The 16,994-nt window shown below is 74.9% G+C and carries 15 protein-coding genes; 3 read left to right on the forward strand and 12 right to left on the reverse strand.

Going from position 1 to position 16,994, the window contains the following annotated elements; translation table 11 throughout:
- Window positions 1–81: 81 nt before the first annotated feature.
- The 12 genes from ACI793_RS12110 to ACI793_RS12165 all read right to left on the reverse strand — a co-directional run bounded on the left by ACI793_RS12110 (window position 82) and on the right by ACI793_RS12165 (window position 14,587).
- On the reverse strand, window positions 82–1,812 hold the full coding sequence (locus ACI793_RS12110; RefSeq protein ID WP_456606616.1) for an LpqB family beta-propeller domain-containing protein: 1,731 nt from the start codon (window positions 1,810–1,812) through the stop codon (window positions 82–84).
- A complete protein-coding gene (mtrB, locus tag ACI793_RS12115; protein ID WP_456606617.1) occupies window positions 1,809–3,524 on the reverse strand; it encodes an MtrAB system histidine kinase MtrB in 1,716 nt (571 codons plus the stop codon). Before mtrB ends, ACI793_RS12110 begins: the two co-directional genes overlap by 4 nt.
- Window positions 3,525–3,582: 58 nt before the next feature.
- A complete protein-coding gene (mtrA, locus tag ACI793_RS12120; protein ID WP_456606618.1) occupies window positions 3,583–4,290 on the reverse strand; it encodes an MtrAB system response regulator MtrA in 708 nt (235 codons plus the stop codon).
- A gap of 115 nt (window positions 4,291–4,405) precedes the next feature.
- Window positions 4,406–5,902, reverse strand: a complete 1,497-nt coding sequence (gene ahcY, locus ACI793_RS12125; RefSeq protein ID WP_456606619.1) for an adenosylhomocysteinase — start codon at window positions 5,900–5,902, stop codon at window positions 4,406–4,408.
- Between the two features lie 172 nt (window positions 5,903–6,074).
- Window positions 6,075–7,217: a GmrSD restriction endonuclease domain-containing protein gene (locus tag ACI793_RS12130; RefSeq protein WP_456606620.1), complete on the reverse strand. Its 1,143-nt coding sequence runs from the start codon at window positions 7,215–7,217 to the stop codon at window positions 6,075–6,077.
- A gap of 107 nt (window positions 7,218–7,324) precedes the next feature.
- Entirely contained in the window at window positions 7,325–8,500 is a 1,176-nt protein-coding gene (gene manA, locus ACI793_RS12135; protein ID WP_456606621.1) for a mannose-6-phosphate isomerase, class I, read from the reverse strand.
- Between the two features lie 9 nt (window positions 8,501–8,509).
- Window positions 8,510–10,354 carry a glycerol-3-phosphate dehydrogenase/oxidase gene (locus tag ACI793_RS12140; RefSeq protein ID WP_456606622.1) on the reverse strand — a complete coding sequence of 615 codons (1,845 nt, stop codon included), beginning with the start codon at window positions 10,352–10,354 and terminating at the stop codon, window positions 8,510–8,512.
- Window positions 10,355–10,372: 18 nt separating this feature from the next.
- Window positions 10,373–11,329: a DUF808 domain-containing protein gene (locus ACI793_RS12145; RefSeq protein WP_456606623.1), complete on the reverse strand. Its 957-nt coding sequence runs from the start codon at window positions 11,327–11,329 to the stop codon at window positions 10,373–10,375.
- 69 nt (window positions 11,330–11,398) lie between these two features.
- Entirely contained in the window at window positions 11,399–12,538 is a 1,140-nt protein-coding gene (locus ACI793_RS12150; protein WP_456606624.1) for an SIS domain-containing protein, read from the reverse strand.
- Window positions 12,535–12,783, reverse strand: coding sequence for a Trm112 family protein (locus ACI793_RS12155; RefSeq protein WP_456606625.1), 249 nt, complete (start codon window positions 12,781–12,783; stop codon window positions 12,535–12,537). Before ACI793_RS12155 ends, ACI793_RS12150 begins: the two co-directional genes overlap by 4 nt.
- Window positions 12,780–14,144 carry a phosphomannomutase/phosphoglucomutase gene (locus ACI793_RS12160; protein ID WP_456606626.1) on the reverse strand — a complete coding sequence of 455 codons (1,365 nt, stop codon included), beginning with the start codon at window positions 14,142–14,144 and terminating at the stop codon, window positions 12,780–12,782. The genes ACI793_RS12155 and ACI793_RS12160 overlap by 4 nt, the downstream gene beginning before the upstream one ends.
- Window positions 14,145–14,236: 92 nt before the next feature.
- Entirely contained in the window at window positions 14,237–14,587 is a 351-nt protein-coding gene (locus ACI793_RS12165; protein ID WP_456606627.1) for a DUF3499 domain-containing protein, read from the reverse strand.
- A 102-nt stretch (window positions 14,588–14,689) separates the two neighbouring features.
- Between ACI793_RS12165 and ACI793_RS12170 the strand changes: the two genes are divergently transcribed.
- The 3 genes from ACI793_RS12170 (at window position 14,690) to ACI793_RS12180 (ending at window position 16,964) form a co-directional block, all read left to right on the forward strand.
- Window positions 14,690–15,442, forward strand: coding sequence for an SDR family NAD(P)-dependent oxidoreductase (locus tag ACI793_RS12170; RefSeq protein ID WP_456606628.1), 753 nt, complete (start codon window positions 14,690–14,692; stop codon window positions 15,440–15,442).
- 43 nt (window positions 15,443–15,485) lie between these two features.
- Window positions 15,486–15,953, forward strand: coding sequence for a metallopeptidase family protein (locus tag ACI793_RS12175; protein ID WP_456606629.1), 468 nt, complete (start codon window positions 15,486–15,488; stop codon window positions 15,951–15,953).
- A gap of 96 nt (window positions 15,954–16,049) precedes the next feature.
- A complete protein-coding gene (locus ACI793_RS12180) occupies window positions 16,050–16,964 on the forward strand; it encodes a hypothetical protein (RefSeq protein WP_456606630.1) in 915 nt (304 codons plus the stop codon).
- Window positions 16,965–16,994: the final 30 nt, after the last annotated feature.

The raw sequence follows: 16,994 nt of genomic DNA on the forward strand, positions 1-16,994 counted from the left end.
CCAGCGTGGCCGCGTCGACGGTGCGGCGGTGTCCTGGCGGCCGATCTGTGGACGAAGACCCCGGGCCGGCGGCCGGCGGGCTCAGAGCGGGTAGAAGGGCGCCGATCCGGTCAGCGGTTCCTGGCCGCGGACCAGCGTCCCCCACGTCCCGCGCGACCACTGCCAGAGCCGGCCGCCGGCGACGACCAGCGGATCGCGGCCCGGGGCGGCGCCCAGCGAGATGGGCTCGTCCGGCAGGCCCGACGTCCCCTGCGCCGTCAGCCCCCAGCCGTCGACGCCGAGCGAGTACGGCGTCTCCTCCCCCGGATCGCCGGCCAGCACCCACAGCTGCCCGTTCGAGCGCCACGCCACGTCGACCACCGGCGAGAGGGTGGGCGCCACCCCGGGGAGGTCGCGGATGGCGACGCCGCCCTCCTCGGAGCGCACCACCGTGCCCACGTGCAGGCGGCGACCGAGGGGGCCGTCCACGACGACGGCCAGGCGCACCCCGTCCGGGGAGAGCTCGATGACCTCCGCCCGCCCCAGTCCGGCCAGCGTCGGCGCGTTGACCGCCTGGGGAGTGCCACCGGCGGGCACGCGGACGATGTCGGTGCCGTCGCGCACGACCCACACCTCGGGCCGGGTCGCGGCCACCGTGGGAGCGCTCAGCGTCGCCCCGGAGAGCACGGGGGCGAGCTCGCCGTCGTACGGCCCGGCCAGCAGGGTCGCTCCCCCGGGCTCGGGTCGCACCCCGGCCAGGAAGCTCAGCTCGCCGTTGCGGACGTCGGCCGACACCGCCGCCGACGCCAGCCCGTACCGGCCGGTGCCCGCCGGCCCCGGAGCGGGCGCGCCGTCGTCCGCGGTGCGCAGCGCACCGGCGTCCAGGTAGTGCCCGACGGTCTCCAGCGGGGTGGCGTCCGGGTCGAACGCCGGCCAGTCGTCGGTGGTCTGCTCCACCGGCACGTCGTCCAGCGGCAGCGGCTCGCCGTCGAGGGTGATCACCACGGAGCGGATGCGCTGCCCGTCGAGCCCGGTCAGGCTCCACACCAGCTGGGCGCTCAGCTCGCGCAGGGGGGTGTTGGCGTCGATGACCAGCTCGTCGAAGTCGAGGTCGACCGTCGCGACCTGGTCCTCGACCGTGACCGTGCGGACCAGCCGGGCGCCGGAGAGCGGATTGCGCACGCCGAGGGCGAGCGCCGCGGACGGGCCCTCGATCAGCCGGTTGACCAGGGCCGTGGGCTGCGCCTCGCCACCGATCAGGTAGCGCGGATCGGGGACGAGCTGCCGCTGGGTGGGGTCCAGGAAGAAGGCGTCGACGGGGTCGTAGAGCCGCTGGAAGTCGGTCGCGACGATGACCAGACCGTCGGGCGGATCGCTGATCCGCCACTCGCCGTCGACCTCGACCAGCGGGAAGTCGTAGGAGAACACGTCGGTGCCGGCCACGGTGAAGATGCCGCGCTCGTCGATGGTCCCGACGCGTTCGGCGGTCACCTCCACCGAGCCGGCCTCGCTGGCGACGGTCGCGTACCCCGGGCTGATGATCGTGATCGCGCCGGCGTCGGACCACGCGGCCGCCGCCTCGGGGGTCAGGTACTCCTTGGCCACGGGGCGCCCCGGCGCACTGCTGGCCGCGGCGTCGATGAAGCCGCGGACGACCTCCTCCGGCGTCGCGCCCGAAGCCGGGGGCAGCACCGGGACGCCGACGTCCTGGACCGGCCGGGCCGGCGCCTGGGTGATCTGCACCGTCGGTGAGCTGGTCGGGACGATGGAGCACGAGGTCGACCCCAGCAGCAGCGCGGCGGCCAGCGCCGGCAGGACCGCCCGGCGCGTCATGCCGGGTCCCCCGGGCGGCGGACCACCGTCGGGCGCAGCGCCAGCGGCGAGCTGGTCAGCTCCCCGCCGGCGGTCAGCGGCAGGGTCAGCCGGAACTGGGCACCGGACCCTGGCTGCCCCCAGACCTGCAGCCACCCGCCGTGCAGCCGGGCGTCCTCGAGGCTGATGGACAGCCCCAGCCCGCTGCCGCCGACGCTGCGGACCCGCGAGGGATCGGCCCGCCAGAACCGGTCGAAGACGTGCTGCGCCTCGGCCGGGCTGAGGCCGACCCCGTGGTCGCGCACCGTGACGGCGGCGGCGGTGCGGTTGGCGGCCAGGGTGATCTCGACGGGCCGGCCGGCCCCGTGCTCGATCGCGTTGCCGACGAGGTTGCGCAGGATGCGCTCCACCCGGCGGGCGTCGACCTCGGCCATCACGTCCTGGTCCGGCCGGTCCACGGTCAGCTCGCAGCCGTGGCGCTCGGCCAGGGAGTACATGCCGGCCGCGACCCGCGCCACCAGCGCCCCGAGGTTCGTCGACTCCGCCTCGAGCACGGCGGCCCCGGCGTCGTAGCGGCTGATCTCCAGCAGGTCGGTGAGCAGTCCCTCGAACCGGTCCAGCTCGCCCTTCAGCAGCTCGGCGGACCGGCCCACGTGCGCCGGGAAGTCACCGCGCGCGTCGTGCAGCACGTCGGCGGCCATCTGCACCGTCGTCAGCGGCGTCCGCAGCTCGTGCGACACGTCGGAGGTGAACCGCTGCTGCAGCTGGGACAGCCCCTCCAGCTGGGTGATCTGCCGCTGCAGGCTGTCGGCCATCGCGTTGAAGCTGGTGGCCAGGCGGGCCAGGTCGTCCTCGCCGCGCACGGTCATGCGTTCCTCGAGCTGGCCCTCGGCCAGCCGCTGGGCGGTGCCGGCGGCGCGCCGGACCGGGTCGACCACCAGCCGGGTCACCAGGACGCCGATGCCGACGACGAACATGGTGAGCGCGAACCCGCTGATCACCACCGTGCTGCGGATGAGGCCGAGGCTCTCGGCCTCCTGGGTGAGCGGGAAGACGTAGTAGAGCTCGATCTGCTCGGTGCCCGCGGTGTCGCCCTGCACCGGTGCACCCACGACCAGGGAGGCCCGGGGCTCCCCGGCGTCGTCGGGGATCTCGTCGTACCGATAGGACTGGTTGCCGGCATCGACGTCGGCCCGCAGGTCGTCGGGCAGGGCCTGGTAGATCAACGGCCGGCTGGGACCGGGCACCTCCCGGCTCCCGCTCCGGTAGGTGAGGACGACGTCGAAGTCGCCGGCCGCGCCGCCGCGCTGCCGCAGGGCGTTGACCGTCCGGTCCAGCGTGGCGCGCACGCTGGACGCGTCGCCGGTGGCGATGCCGGCGATCTCGCTCTGCGCGTAGAGGACGCCGGCCTGGGCCTGGTCGATCGCGGCCTGCCGCTTGACCGACAGCAGCTGGTCGCGGATCTGGCTGAACAGCACCAGGCTCACGATGACCACGACGGTGCCCGCCACGACCATCGTGATGGCGCCGACGCGCACCTGCAGCGACGAACGCCAGGCGTGCAGGGCGCGGCTCGCGCTCCGGCGGGCGAGCCACCGCGCGCGGCGCCGGGCCAGGCCGGCCCGCCGGCGCAGGCCCCGGCGGATCCGGGCCAGCTCGTCGGCGCGGGGCCGCTCGGGCCCGGGCGGCGGGGGCGCGCCGGTGGCCACCGGGGGCGTTCGGGTGGCGGTCACGCAGCCATTGTCGGCCAGCCGGCGCCCGAGGCGGCGACGCCGCTCCCCGGGCGCTCGATCAGGGCGGGCCCGCCTTGTAGCCGACCCCGCGCACGGTGAGGACCACCTCGGGCCGCTCGGGGTCCTTCTCGATCTTGGCGCGCAGCCGCTGGACGTGGACGTTGACCAGCCGGGTGTCGGCGGCGTGGCGGTAGCCCCACACCTGCTCGAGCAGCAGTTCCCGGGTGAAGACCTGACGCGGCTTGCGGGCCAGCGCGACCAGCAGGTCGAACTCCAGCGGGGTCAGCGCGACCGGCACGCCGTCCCGGGTGACCTGGTGCGCCGGCACGTCGATCTGCACGTCCCCGATCGCGAGGCTCTCGGCCTGGCCGGTCTCGCCCCGGCGCAGCTGCGCGCGCACGCGGGCGACCAGCTCGACGGGCTTGAACGGCTTGGTGACGTAGTCGTCGGCGCCGGCCTCCAGGCCCTGGACGACGTCGATGGTGTCGCCCTTGGCGGTGAGCATCACGATCGGCACGGTCGACTGGGTCCGGATGTCCTGGCAGATCTGCAGGCCGTTGCGGCCGGGCAGCATCAGGTCCAGCAGGACCAGGTCGGGCCGGGTCTGCTGGAAGACGCCGAGGGCGCGGTTGCCGTCGGAGACGAAGGCCGGTTCGTACCCCTCCCGGCGCAGCACGATCCCGAGCATCTCGGCGAGGGCGGCGTCGTCGTCGACGACGAGGACACGGCCGCGGCTGGGCCCGTTCTGCGGAGCGGTGGGTGGCACGGGACCCATTCTGCGCTGGTCAGGGCCCAACACGCCCGCACCCCACCCGCCCGGGTGGGGCGGATGGGGTGCGGGACCGTGCGCGGGAGTGCCTGGACGGCCCTTCCGCGGGCGCTCAGTAGCGGTAGTGGTCGCTCTTGTAGGGACCCTCGACCGGCACGCCGATGTAGTCGGCCTGCACCTTGGACAGCTCGGTCAGCTTGACGCCGAGGGCGTCGAGGTGGAGCCGGGCGACGTGCTCGTCGAGCTTCTTCGGGAGCACGGTGACGCCGGGGGTCTTGCCCTCGTAGGCGGCCCGGTTGTTCCACAGCTCGATCTGCGCCAGCGTCTGGTTGGAGAACGAGGCGCTCATGACGAAGCTGGGGTGCCCGGTGGCGTTGCCCAGGTTCAGCAGCCGGCCCTCGGAGAGCACGATGATCGTGTGGCCGTCCTCGAACCGCCACTCGTCGACCTGCGGCTTGATGTTCGTCTTGACGACGCCCGGGGTCTTCGCCAGACCGGCCATGTCGATCTCGTTGTCGAAGTGGCCGATGTTCCCGATGATCGCCTGGTGCTTGGTCGAGGCCAGCTGCTCGGCCGAGATGATGTCCTTGTTGCCGGTCGTGGTGATGATGATGTCGGCCTTGCCGATCACCTCGTCCAGCGTCGTGACCTCGTAGCCGTGCATGGCGGCCTGCAGGGCGCAGATCGGGTCGATCTCGGTGACGATCACGCGGGCACCCTGGCCGCGGAGGGACTCCGCGCAGCCCTTGCCGACGTCGCCGTAGCCGCAGACGACGGCGACCTTGCCGCCGATCATGACGTCGGTGGCGCGGTTGAGGCCGTCGATGAGCGAGTGGCGGCAGCCGTAGAGGTTGTCGAACTTGCTCTTGGTCACCGAGTCGTTGACGTTGATCGCCGGGAAGAGCAGCCGGCCGTCGCGGGCGAGCTCGTAGAGCCGCATGACGCCGGTGGTGGTCTCCTCGGTGACGCCCTTGATGCCCTGGCCGATGCGGGTCCAGTAGGAGCCGTCCTCGGCGATCGTGCTGCGGAGGGTGTCCAGGATGACCGCGTACTCCTCGGAGTCGGCCTCGGTGGTGTCGGGGACGACCCCGTCGGCCTCGAAGCGGGTGCCCAGGTGGACGAGCAGGGTGGCGTCGCCGCCGTCGTCGAGGACCATGTTCGGGCCGACGACCTCGCCCGACTCGTCGCGGAACTCGAAGAGGCGCTGGGTGCACCACCAGTAGTCCTCGAGCGTCTCGCCCTTCCAGGCGAAGACCGGCACGCCGGCGGGCTCCTCGGGGGTGCCCTCGCCCACGACGATCGCCGCGGCGGCGTGGTCCTGGGTGGAGAAGATGTTGCAGCTGACCCAGCGGACGTCGGCGCCCAGCGCGGTCAGGGTCTCGATGAGCACGGCGGTCTGCACGGTCATGTGCAGCGAGCCGGCGATGCGCGCACCGGCCAGCGGCTGGGCGTCGCCGTACTCGGCGCGCAGCGCCATCAGGCCGGGCATCTCGTGCTCGGCGAGCTGGATCTCCTTGCGGCCGAAGCCGGCGAGGGAGAGGTCGGCGACCTTGTAGTCGGCGTCGCCGATCGGCGTGGACAGCGTGCGGGTGCCAGTGCTGGCGGTCATGAAGGCTCCAGGGTGTGCCCGGCACGGGAGCCGGGCGATGCAGTCGGATGCAGGGTCGCTTCGATCCCCGGTACCGGGGAGAGCGAGCATGCCGAGGCTTCGGCGGGGCTCGTGCCGTCACCCAGGATAGGCGCTCCCCGGCGTCCCGTCGCCCGCCGACCACCCGAGGGGGTCAGGACTCGCAGCCGACGCCGTCCCCGTCCCGGTCGAACTTCTGCTGCCAGCCCGGGTCACCGACCCGGATGGGCGCGGCTCCCGCGGCCTTGACCTCGGTGCAGTTGGCGTAGGACGCCGACGGGGCGGGAGCCGGCGCAGGTCGTGGGGCGGGCACGGGAGCCGGGGCGGGCGCGGGCGCCGGGGCGGGCGCGGGCGCCGGGGCGGGCGCGGGAGCCGGGGCGGGCGCCGGCGGGCGCTGCGGCAGTACCGCGACCACTCCCCCGGGCAGCGGCTCGGCCGGGCACGAACTGAGCACCGTGGCCATGGCATTCCGCTCGGCCTGGGTGACCCACGCGCCGTAGCGGACCTTCACGGCGATCTGCCGGGCGACGTAGGCGCAGCGGAAGGACTTCGCCGGCGGCAGCCAGGTGGCGGCGTCCCCGTCGCCCTTCTGCATGTTGAGCGGCCCGTCGACGGCGAGCAGGTTCAGCGGGTCGTTGGCGAACCGGGTGCGCGTCGCGGTGTCCCACTGCTGGGCGCCCTTCTGCCAGGCGTCCGACAGCGCGACCACGTGGTCGATCTGGACGTCGCTGCTGGTGTCCTGGCCGCGCTGGAAGGCGATGGTGCGTCCCGAGTACGGGTCGGCGAGCGTGCCGGTGAGGACGACGCAGTCGCGGGTGCCGGGCTTGACGGTCTCGGCGGTCAGGTCCCGGGCCAGCACGTCGTTCCGGGTGTCGCAGCCGTTGCGGTCGGTGTCCACCCAGCCGTTGCCGAACAGGTCCCGGTCGTACCCGGTGCGCGGCGCCCGGCCCTTGACCTCCAGCGCGGCGAGGGCGGCCAGGGCCGAGGTCGGGGCGGCGGTGCCGACCACGGCGTCGGCCGACTCGGCGTTCAGCGCGCCGGCGGACTCGGCGATCCCGTCCGCCTCGACCTCCGCCTCGGCCGTCTCCTGCTCGGCGAGGGCGGCCTCGGCAGCCGCGGCGGCAGCCTCCGCCTCGGCCGCGCTCAGCGACTGCTCGGCCTCGTCGACCGCGGTGGCCTCCGACGTGGCGGCCGGCGTGCCCGCCTCGTCGCAGCCGCCCAGCAGGGCCACCGCGAGCAGCGGGACGAGCGCCGCCCGCGCGAGCCTGCGGGTGCGGACGAGCGGGCGAGCGGACACGGAGTTCCCCCAGGGCGAGACGACGGCGCCCGGAACGTAGGCCGATGCCGCGCGCCGCCGGTGCCGCGACACGCAGGACGCGGCGTCACCCGTGGGGAACGCCGCCCTCAGGAGAGGTTGGTCGTGACCCGGTAGAGGACGGCGGGCCCGCGGGCGGAGACGGGGGTGCCCGCCGGCACGAACGCCGAGGCGCCCTGGGGCAGGGTCAGCTCCTCCGCGGCCGAGGAGAGCACGGCGGTGCCCTCGGTGCACAGCAGGAGCTGCGGCCCACGGGTGGTCAGCGTGCCCACCTGGTCGCCGAGCCGGCAGTGGGTGAGGTCGAACTCCTCGACCGGGACCGGGTAGCGCAGGCCGCCCGGACCGAGCACCGGGTGCAGCACCGGAACGCGCCCGTCGGTGAAGTCGAGCACCTCGATCAGCGCCGCGAGGTCCACGTGCTTGCCCGTCAGCCCGCCCCGGAGCACGTTGTCGGAGCTGGCCATGACCTCGACGCCGGCGCCGGACAGATAGGCGTGCAGGTTCCCCGCCGGCAGGAACACCGCCTCACCCGGGGCGAGCCGGAGGTGGTTGCACAGCAGCGAGATGACCACGCCCGGATCGCCGGGGTAGGTCTCGGCCAGCGCGGCCGCCCAGCGGTAGGTGTTGATGAACTCCGGGTCGTGCGCCGCGACGAACCCCGCCGCCGCCCGGGCGACCTCGCCGACCAGCACCTCACGCTGTTCCGGCAGCAGCGCCAGCAGCTGCGGGATGGCCGACCGCAGGCCCCCGCGGGCCAGCGCGGCGATCGTCGGCTTGAGCTCGGGGACCTGCAGCTTGGCCAGGCAGTGCAGGGACTCCTCCACGGGGCGGAAGCCGCAGAGAGCCTCGACAGGGGTGAGTGCCACCAGCATCTCGGGCTTGTGGAACGGGTCCCGGAAGGTGCGCGTCGGGTCGTCGCGCGGCACCCCGGCCGCCTCCTCGGCGGCGAAACCCGCCTCGGCCTGCTCGGTGGTGGGGTGCGCCTGCAGCGACACCGGCTTCTCGGCGGCGAGCACCTTCATGAGGAACGGCAGCCGGACGCCGAACCGGTCGAGGACCTCCGGGCCCAGCATGAGCACCGGTTCGGTGGCGATGGCCTTGTCCAGCGGCACCCCGTCGGAGCGCACGCTGGGCTCGTCCGGGTGGGCGCCCATCCACAGCTCCGCGTGCGGGCGGTCGGCGGGCGAGGGTGCGCCGATCAGCTCAGGGATGACGGTGTGCGAACCCCACGGGTAGTGACGCACCGCATTCTGAAGCTGCCACATCGGCTCAGGCTAACGCCCCGGTCCGGCCCCCGGACCTCCCGCCGGGACAGCGATGCCCCCCTCGTGCGCGGCCTTCCCCCGTCGGGGTGAGGTCACGCCGGCGCGCACGTCGGCGGCGCCCAGCCGCGCCGCGTCGGCGGTGTGATCGTCGGGCATCCGCTGCGACTCCCGTTCCGCCTCCACGCGTGCGGCGTAGTGCGCGACCTCCCGGGCGGTGCGCTCCTCGTCCCAGCCGAGTTCCCGGGCCATGAGCGCGGCGACCCGGGGCGCGGTGTCCACGCCGCGGTGCGCCGTCTCGATGGAGATCCGCGTCCGCCGGGTGAGCACGTCGTCGAGGTGCAGCGCGCCCTCGGCGGTGACCGCGTGCACGACCTCGGCGGCGAGGTAGTCCGGAGCGCCGGGCAGCGGCTGCCCCAGCTCCGCGTCGTCCGCGGCGAGGGCCAGCAGGTCCGGGGTCCGGTCGCCGTGCCGGTGCAGCAGCCGCTCGACCGCCGCCTCGGGCAGCCCGGCGCCGGCCGCCAGCCCCGCGGCGCGGTCGCGCACCTCGCTCCAGCGGTGCGCCCCGACCAGCGGCAGGTGCGCGGTGCGGGACGCCGGCACGCCGGGCAGCCCGGCCACCGCCGCGTCGACGGCGTCCTCGGCCATGACCCGGTAGGTCGTGTACTTGCCGCCCGCCACCAGGACGAGGCCCGGCACCGGGGCGACGACGGCGTGCTCGCGGGACAGCCGGCTGGTCTCGTCGGACTCCCCGGCGAGCAGCGGTCGCAGGCCGGCGTAGACGCCGAGGATCTGGTCGGCGGTGACCGGCCGCACGAGCACCCGGTTGACCTGGTCGAGCAGGTAGCCGATGTCGGCGCTGCTGGCCGCCGGGTGGTCGCGGTCGAGCTTCCACGGGGTGTCCGTGGTGCCGACGATCCACTCCTCGCCCCACGGGATCACGAACAGCACGCTGGTCGGGGTGCGCAGGATCAGCCCGTCCTGGGTCCCGCCCGCCGCGGCCAGCGAGCCCCCGTCGATGGCCGACCGCGGCACCACCAGGTGCACGCCCTTGGAGGCACGCACCCGGAGGTCCGGCGCGGCGTCCCCGAGCATGGTGCCGATGTCGTCGCTCCAGACCCCCGTGGCCGCCACGACGCTGCGCGCCCGCACGGTGAAGGACGAGCCGTCGGTGAGGTCGGCGGCGTGCACCCCCACGACGGCCGCGCCCGGCCCCTCGCCGTCGCGCAGCAGGCCGGTGACGCGGGCGCTGGAGAGCACCCGGGCGCCGTACCCGGCGGCGGTGCGGACGACGGCGAGCGTGTGCCGCGCGTCGTCCACCTGCGCGTCCCAGTAGCGGATGGCGCCGCGCACGGCGTCGCGGCGCAGCCCCGGGAACGCCTCCAGGGTCGCGGTGCGCGAGAGGTGCCGGTGCCGGGGTATCGGCCGGTTGCGCGTGAAGGCCGCCCCCAGGACGTCGTAGAGCGCGACACCGGCGCCGAAGTAGGCGCGCTGCCACACCGGCGAGGTCAACGGCAGCAGGAAGGGCAGCGGCCGCACCAGGTGCGGCGCGATCGTCTGCACCAGCCGGGCGCGCTCGTGCAGCGCCTCGTGCACCAGGGGGAAGGCGAACTGCTCGAGGTAGCGCAACCCGCCGTGGATGAGCTTGCTCGAGCGGCTGGAGGTGCCCGCCGCGAAGTCGCGCGCCTCCAGCAGCGCCACCGACAGCCCCCGGCTGGCCGCGTCCAGCGCGGCGCCGGCACCGGTGACACCACCGCCGATGACGAGCAGGTCGACGACCTCGCCGTCCAGCCGTGCACGGTCGGCGCGCCGCCGGGCCGGGGAGAGCAGCGTCCGGTCGGTCTTCCCCGCGTCCATGCCCCTACTGTCCCCTGCTCAGTGCGCTCCGGCACCACTCCCGGCGTCGGCCGTGCGCCGGTGGAACGTGAGGGTCATCACCACGACGACCAGGGCGCCGACGAGCAGCCCCAGCAGCGCGCTGCCCAGCGTGTTGACCAGCCAGCCCACGACACCGCCCAGGGCGCCGGTCGCGTCGTGGGCCGCCTCCTCGAGGTGGTGCACGAACTCGTAGAGCGGGTGGAACCCCAGCTCGTCGGTGCCCACCAGGATGATGTGCCCGCCGACCCAGAGCATCGCGGCGGTGCCGACCACGGTCAGGGCGCTCAGCAGCTTCGGCATCCCTTTGACCAGCCCGCGTCCCAGGGCGGCCAGGCCCGAGCCGGAGCGCCGGGCGAGGCTCAGGCCGATGTCGTCCATCTTCACGATGAGGCCGACGACGCCGTACACCAGCACGGTGATGCCGAGCGCGACGACGACGAGGATGGCCGCGCGGGACAGGAACCCCTCGCTGGCGACCTCGTTGAGGCTGATCACCATGATCTCGGCGGACAGGATGAAGTCGGTGCGCACCGCCCCCGAGACGATCGTCTTCTCGTCCGGGAGCGCGTCCTCGACGGTCGCGTGCTCCTCCGCGTGGCCGCTGAACCGGTGCCAGATCTTCTCCGCGCCCTCGTAGCAGAGGTAGGCGCCGCCGATCATGAGGATCGGTGTGAGCAGGAACGGCAGGAACTGGCTGAGCAGCAGGATCGCCGGGAGGATGATCAGCAGCTTGTTGCGCAGCGACCCCAGCGCGATCTTCCGGATGATCGGCAGCTCGCGGTCGGCGTTGAGCCCGTGCACGTACTGCGGGGTGACCGCGGTGTCGTCGACGACGACGCCGGCGGCCTTGATGCTGGCCCGTCCGGCGGCCGCCCCGATGTCGTCGATCGACGCGGCGGCGGCTCGCGCCAGCACCGCGACGTCGTCCAGCAGGGCTACGAGTCCACCCGCCACGGGAGGTCCTTTCCGTCGGTCAGCACGCGTGCTCTACCCATGATGCCGACGCTGACGCGCCGGACCCGCTCACGGGCGGCGTCCCCGCTCGGTGTCCAGCGCCAGGGCCAGGTAGACGGCGGTGAAGTCGGCGACGGCGAGCTGCCGGGCCAGCCGCGGCAACCGGCCCGAGGCCGCCTCCCCCTGCTCGGCGAGGCCGCTGACGGGGACGTTGTGCCTGGCGGCGGTGCGCAGCACCTCCTCCATCGCCTCACCGGCCGACCGGGGCTCGCGCTCCCCCGCACCGTCGTGCCCACCGGCCAGGGCGTCCCGGATGGTCAGCAGCCGGAGCCGCCGGCCGGCGTCGTCGGCCCGGTCCCGGAAGAAGTCGTCGGCGTCGTGCGGCGCCAGCGGGCCACCGAGGACGGCGCAGGCCGCGACCCGCTGGTCGGGCAGCCGGAAGTCGGTCGCGGGCAGCCCGGCGAGCGTGGCCAGCTGGTCGGCGATGCGGGTCGCCGCCGCTCCGGCCAGCGGCCCTTCCGCGGCGATGACGGGCATCGAGTCGAGCAGCTCCACCGCGAGCGTCTTGGCCGGGTTGACGACGGTCTCCCGCGCCGGACCGCACTCCTGCGCCGTCGCGTCGAGCGCTGCCGCGATCGCGTCCGGATCGGCCACGTCGCCGGGCAGCAGACCGAGGTCGGAGGCGAGCAGGAGCATCGGCGTCAGCAGCGACCACAGCGTCGTGTGCTGCACGCGGGAGTCCGGCAGGGCCACGTACGGCGCACGGGCGACCGAGCAGGCCGCGCGCAGCGGCGCGTCCTCCCCTCCGATCCCCAGCAGCGAGATGCCGCGGCGGGCGGCCTCGTACGCCGGGCCGACGGCGTACGCGCCGGCTCCGGTGCGGGTCGCGACCACGACGACGTCGCTGGGCCCGGTCCACGCCGGCAGCGCCGGCCCCGGCAGGACGTCGACGGTCACCGGACTGGCCGGGCCGAGGAGCGCCCGCAGCACCGAGGCGGCGACGGCGCCCTCGCGGCGGGCGACGATGACCAGCCCGCGGGGCCGCCCGCCGTCGGTGATCCGCTCCAGCCCGGTCTCCCGGGTCAGGCGCGCGGTCTCCCGCACCTGCGCCCCGGCACCCGCGACCGCCGGCAGCAGGCTCCGCGGATCACGGGCCCGCATGACGTCGAGGTCGTCGAGGACCTCCTCGGCGAGCTCGGGCGGGATCATGCGCCGTGTTCTCGGCCCGCCCCGCCACCCTCGCGCGCCCCACCGCCCCGGCGACGCGCCTCGTCCAGGAGCAGGACGGGGATGCCGTCGCGCACGGGGAAGGCCCGGTCGCAGGTGGTGCACAGCAGCTCGCCGGCCGCCTCGTCGACGGTCAGCGGGCTGTGGTGGGTGTCGGGGCAGGCCAGGATGGACAGCAGCTCGGGGTCCAGCCCCAGCGGTCCACCGGTCGTCGTGTCGCTCGTCATGCCCGCACCATCCCCAGTACCTGATCCCGCAGTTCGGTCATCCGCGCCTCGTCCGGCGCCTCCACGTTCAGCCGCAGCAGCGGCTCGGTGTTGCTCGCCCGCAGGTTGAACCAGGCGCCGTCGGGCAGCTCGACGGTGAGACCGTCCAGCTCGTCGATCCGCGCCCCCTCCTGGTCGGCGAACGCCGCGCGCACGTCGGCCATCCGCGCCGCCGCGTCGTCGACCGTGGAGTTGATCTCCCCGGAGGCCGCGTAGCGCGAGTAGGCCGCGGTCAGCTCGGACAGCGTGCCGGACTGCTCGCCGAGCGCGGCGAGCACGTGCATGGCCGCCAGCATCCCGGTGTCGGCCCGCCAGAAGTCGCGGAAGTAGTAGTGCGCCGAGTGCTCGCCGCCGAACACGGCGTCGGTGCGGGCCATCTCGGCCTTGATGAACGAGTGGCCGACCCGCGTGCGCACCGGCTCGCCCCCGTGCTCGCGCACGATCTCGGGCACGGCCTTCGAGGTGATCAGGTTGTGGATGATCGTCGTCCCGCGACCCTTGGCCAGCTCGCGGACGGCGACCAGCGCGGTGACCGCCGAGGGGCTCACCGGCTCGCCGCGCTCGTCGATGACGAAGACCCGGTCGGCGTCGCCGTCGAAGGCCAGGCCGATGTCGGCGCCGTGCTCGCGGACCGCGGCCTGCAGGTCGACGAGGTTCGCCGGGTCCAGCGGGTTTGCCTCGTGGTTCGGGAAGGAGCCGTCCAGCTCGAAGTACATCGGCACGACGTCCAGGGGCAGGCCGGCCAGGACCACCGGCACGGTGTGCCCGCCCATGCCGTTGCCGGCGTCCACCACGACCTTCAGCGGCCGGACCGCCGAGAGGTCGACCAGCCCGCGCAGGTGGGCGGCGTACTCGGCCAGCACGTCGCGCTGGCTCACCGTGCCCACCCGGTCGGGCTCGCGGTCGTAGCCGTCCCGCTCGGCGGACGCGCGGATGTCGGCCAGACCGGAGTCCTGCCCGATCGGCGCCGCGCCCGCGCGGCACATCTTGATGCCGTTGTACTTGGCCGGGTTGTGGCTGGCCGTGAACATCGCGCCCGGGATGCCCAGCGACCCGGAGGCGAAGTACAGCATGTCCGTCGAGCCGAGCCCGGCCTCGACGACGTCGAGCCCTCGGCTGATCACACCTTCGGCGAAGGCCCGCGAGAGAGGCACCGAGGAGTCCCGCATGTCGTGGGCGGTGACCACCGACGTGGCGCCGCTGTCGGCGTGGACGAACTCGGCGAAGGCCGCGCCGATGGCGCGTGCCACGACCTCGTCCCACTCGTCGGGGACCACGCCGCGGACGTCGTAGGCCTTGATGATCGATGAGAGGTCGTCCACGACCGCGACCCTATAAGGACCCCGTCCTTCTCACCCCTCGCAGGCTCGGGACGAGTCCCCGGACGGGGCAGCCACGTCTCCGGGCCGAGGCGCTAGCTGAGGTCGGGGAGGACGCGCAGGTGCCCGCGCCGGGTGCCGCGGCCGTCGTCCAGCGGGTCGCGCGCCGGCTCGGGCCGGGCGGCCTCGCGGACGGCGTCGGCCAGCGCGAGCAGGTCGTCACCGGTCGGCCCGACGTCCTCGAGATCGATCTCGTGCCGGACGACCTCCCAGCCGCGGGGCACGGTCAGCCGCTCGGCGTGGAACTCGCAGAGGTCGTAGCTGTGCGGCTCCGAGAAGGTCGCCAACGGCCCGACAACGGCCATCGACTCCGCGTACACGTAGGTCAGAGTCGCCGCTGCCGGTTGCGCGCAGCCGCTGCGCGAGCAGCGACGGGACTGCCTCACCACCGGTTCCTCACGCAAGGCACAGTAAACCCGCCTGCGGGCCCGCCGCAGCAGGCACACCGGGATGTCGGGCGCGGTGACCCCATCCTGCACGATGACCCCGTGGGCATCGACACAGGTCCGGTCCTCGTGCTGGGCGGCCGGAGCGAGATCGGCGTGGCCGTCGCCGTCCGGCTCGCAGCACTCGGCTGCGACACGTTCGTGCTGGCCGCACGGCGGCCCGCCGACCTGGACGCGCAGGAGGACGAGCTGCGCCGGGCGGGCGCCACGACCGTCGGCCGGGTCGCCTTCGACGCCGACGACCTCGCAGGTCACGCGACCGTCCTCGCCGAGGTCGAGGAGCGCTTCGGCGTGCCGGGCACGGTGGTGGTGGCCTTCGGCGTGCTGGGCGACCAGGCCCTCGCCGAACGCGACCCGGCCGCCGCGGTCGCCGTCGTGCACACCGACTACACCGCCCAGGTGCACGTGCTCACCCTGCTGGCCGACCGCCTGCGGGCCGCCGGCCGCGGCACGCTCGTCGTCTTCTCCTCGGTGGCCGGGGTGCGGGTGCGGCGGGCCAACTACGTGTACGGCTCGGCGAAGGCGGGGCTGGACGGGTTCGCCAGCGGGCTGGCCGACGCGCTGGCGGGCTCCGGCGTGCGGCTGCTGCTCGTCCGCCCCGGCTTCGTGATCGGCCGGATGACCGAGGGCATGTCACCGGCCCCGTTCTCCAGCACGCCGGACCAGGTGGCCGACGCCGTCGTCGCGGGGCTGCGGGGGCGCCGGGGCGAGGTGTGGGTCCCGGCCGTGCTGCGGCCGGTCTTCTTCCTCCTCCGGCTGCTCCCTCGCGCCGTCTGGCGGCGGATGCCGCGGTGATCGCGTCGCCGCACCCGCGGGGCGCCGTAGGCTTCGCCCCGTCATGACCGGTCCCTCGCGCCGTCCCGCCCGCTCCCGCCGCGACCGCCACGGCCGGGGCCTGCGCGGCCGCCTGGTGCCGGCCGAGGTGCCGCTGGCGCGCAGCCGCGCCGAGCAGTTCGACGACCTGGTGCTCGACGCGGTCGAGGAGCTCGAGCGCCGGTGGGAGCGCGAGCTCGCCGGCGTGGAGTTCGCCGTCGAGGACGTGCCGTGGGTGGACCACACCAGCCCCGACGACGTGGTGCTCGACGCCGACGTCCTGGACGACGCCAGCGTGCCGCTCGCCCGCGTCCTGCCCGCCCACCGGGAGGACGGCCGCGAGGTACCGCCGCGGATCATCGTCTACCGGCGACCGCTGGAGCTGCGGGCCGGTGACCGGGAGGACCTCGCCGACCTGGTGCGTGACGTGGTGGTCGACCAGGTGGCCGTGCTGCTGGGCCGCGACCCCGAGGAGATCGACCCCACCGCGTAAGGACCTCCTGCCCCCCGCCGCTCGCACGCTCGCGGCGGGCCCCTGCAGGACGCCGCACCCGCACCTCACCAGGGCCGTCCTGCGATGCTGGGCACGATGGACGTTCCCGCCGCGCCCTGGATCGCGCTCGGCGCGGTGCTGGGGATCCTGCTCGTCCTCGCGACCGGCGCGGCCGTGCTCCGGCTCCGGACGCCGTCCGCCCCGGCGGCGCCGCCCCGGCCGGCCGCTCCGCCACGGGACGACCTCGCCGAGTTCCTGACCTCCCCGCCGGGCACCGGGGACCACGCCGTCGAGGAGCGCGACGACGTCTGGGCCCCGCTCGGGCCGCCGCCCGTGGTCCCCGCAGGCCCCGGGGGCAGCCCTCCCCCGCCGCCGGGCTCCCGCCCCGGCACGGTGCTCGCCGGTCTCGCGGTCGTCGCCCTGCTGCTCGTCGGACTCGCGGCCGCCCTCGCGGCGTCCGCCCGGTCCCCGGAGCCGGCGGCCGACGCCACGACCGGCGCCACCCCCGCCGCCACGCCCGCCCCGCCCTCCGGCGAGCCGGACGGGATCGCCGCCCGGCTGGCCTTCGGCGGTGTCGTCCTCGAGGAGCACGCCGTCGGCATCACCGCCGCCTACCCGGAGCTGGAGCTGTCCGTCGACGACGCGGGACGCGCCGTCGCGCGGCTGCGACTGCCCACCGCCAACTGCCTGGCCACGTCCGCGCCGCCCGAGGCCGGCGGTCCGGGCTGCCGGACCGGGCGCACCGAGTACGCCGAGCTGGCCGCACCCGACGTGCAGGTGGTCCGCGACGGCGACCAGCTCTCCGTGTCCGGCCGGTTCCCGACCTTCCTGCGCTCCCCGGGAGCTCCCGTGCGGTGGACCGGCCGGAGCTACGACGTGTCGGCCACCGTCGTCGCCACCGGCGAGGAGCGGGCCGGATGGCGGACCGCCGAGGGCGAGCTGCGCTGGGAGGACCAGCGCACCACCACGCGGACGGACGGGACGCCGAGCGTGCTGCGGGCGGACGCCTGAGCCGCGGGCCAGGACCACCGGCTCACGACC

The organism is Blastococcus sp. SYSU DS0617, assembly GCF_054051075.1.

Bases quoted from the DNA above. Each gene is read 5' to 3' on its own strand.
- ACI793_RS12110 (WP_456606616.1), bottom strand. From the start codon at position 1,812: ATGACGCGCCGGGCGGTCCTGCCGGCGCTGGCCGCCGCGCTGCTGCTG.
- ahcY (WP_456606619.1), bottom strand. From the start codon at position 5,902: ATGACCGCCAGCACTGGCACCCGCACGCTGTCCACGCCGATCGGCGAC.
- manA (WP_456606621.1), bottom strand. From the start codon at position 8,500: ATGTGGCAGCTTCAGAATGCGGTGCGTCACTACCCGTGGGGTTCGCAC.
- ACI793_RS12140 (WP_456606622.1), bottom strand. From the start codon at position 10,354: ATGGACGCGGGGAAGACCGACCGGACGCTGCTCTCCCCGGCCCGGCGG.
- ACI793_RS12150 (WP_456606624.1), bottom strand. From the start codon at position 12,538: ATGATCCCGCCCGAGCTCGCCGAGGAGGTCCTCGACGACCTCGACGTC.
- ACI793_RS12155 (WP_456606625.1), bottom strand. From the start codon at position 12,783: ATGACGAGCGACACGACGACCGGTGGACCGCTGGGGCTGGACCCCGAG.
- ACI793_RS12175 (WP_456606629.1), top strand. From the start codon at position 15,486: ATGACCGGTCCCTCGCGCCGTCCCGCCCGCTCCCGCCGCGACCGCCAC.
- ACI793_RS12180 (WP_456606630.1), top strand. From the start codon at position 16,050: ATGGACGTTCCCGCCGCGCCCTGGATCGCGCTCGGCGCGGTGCTGGGG.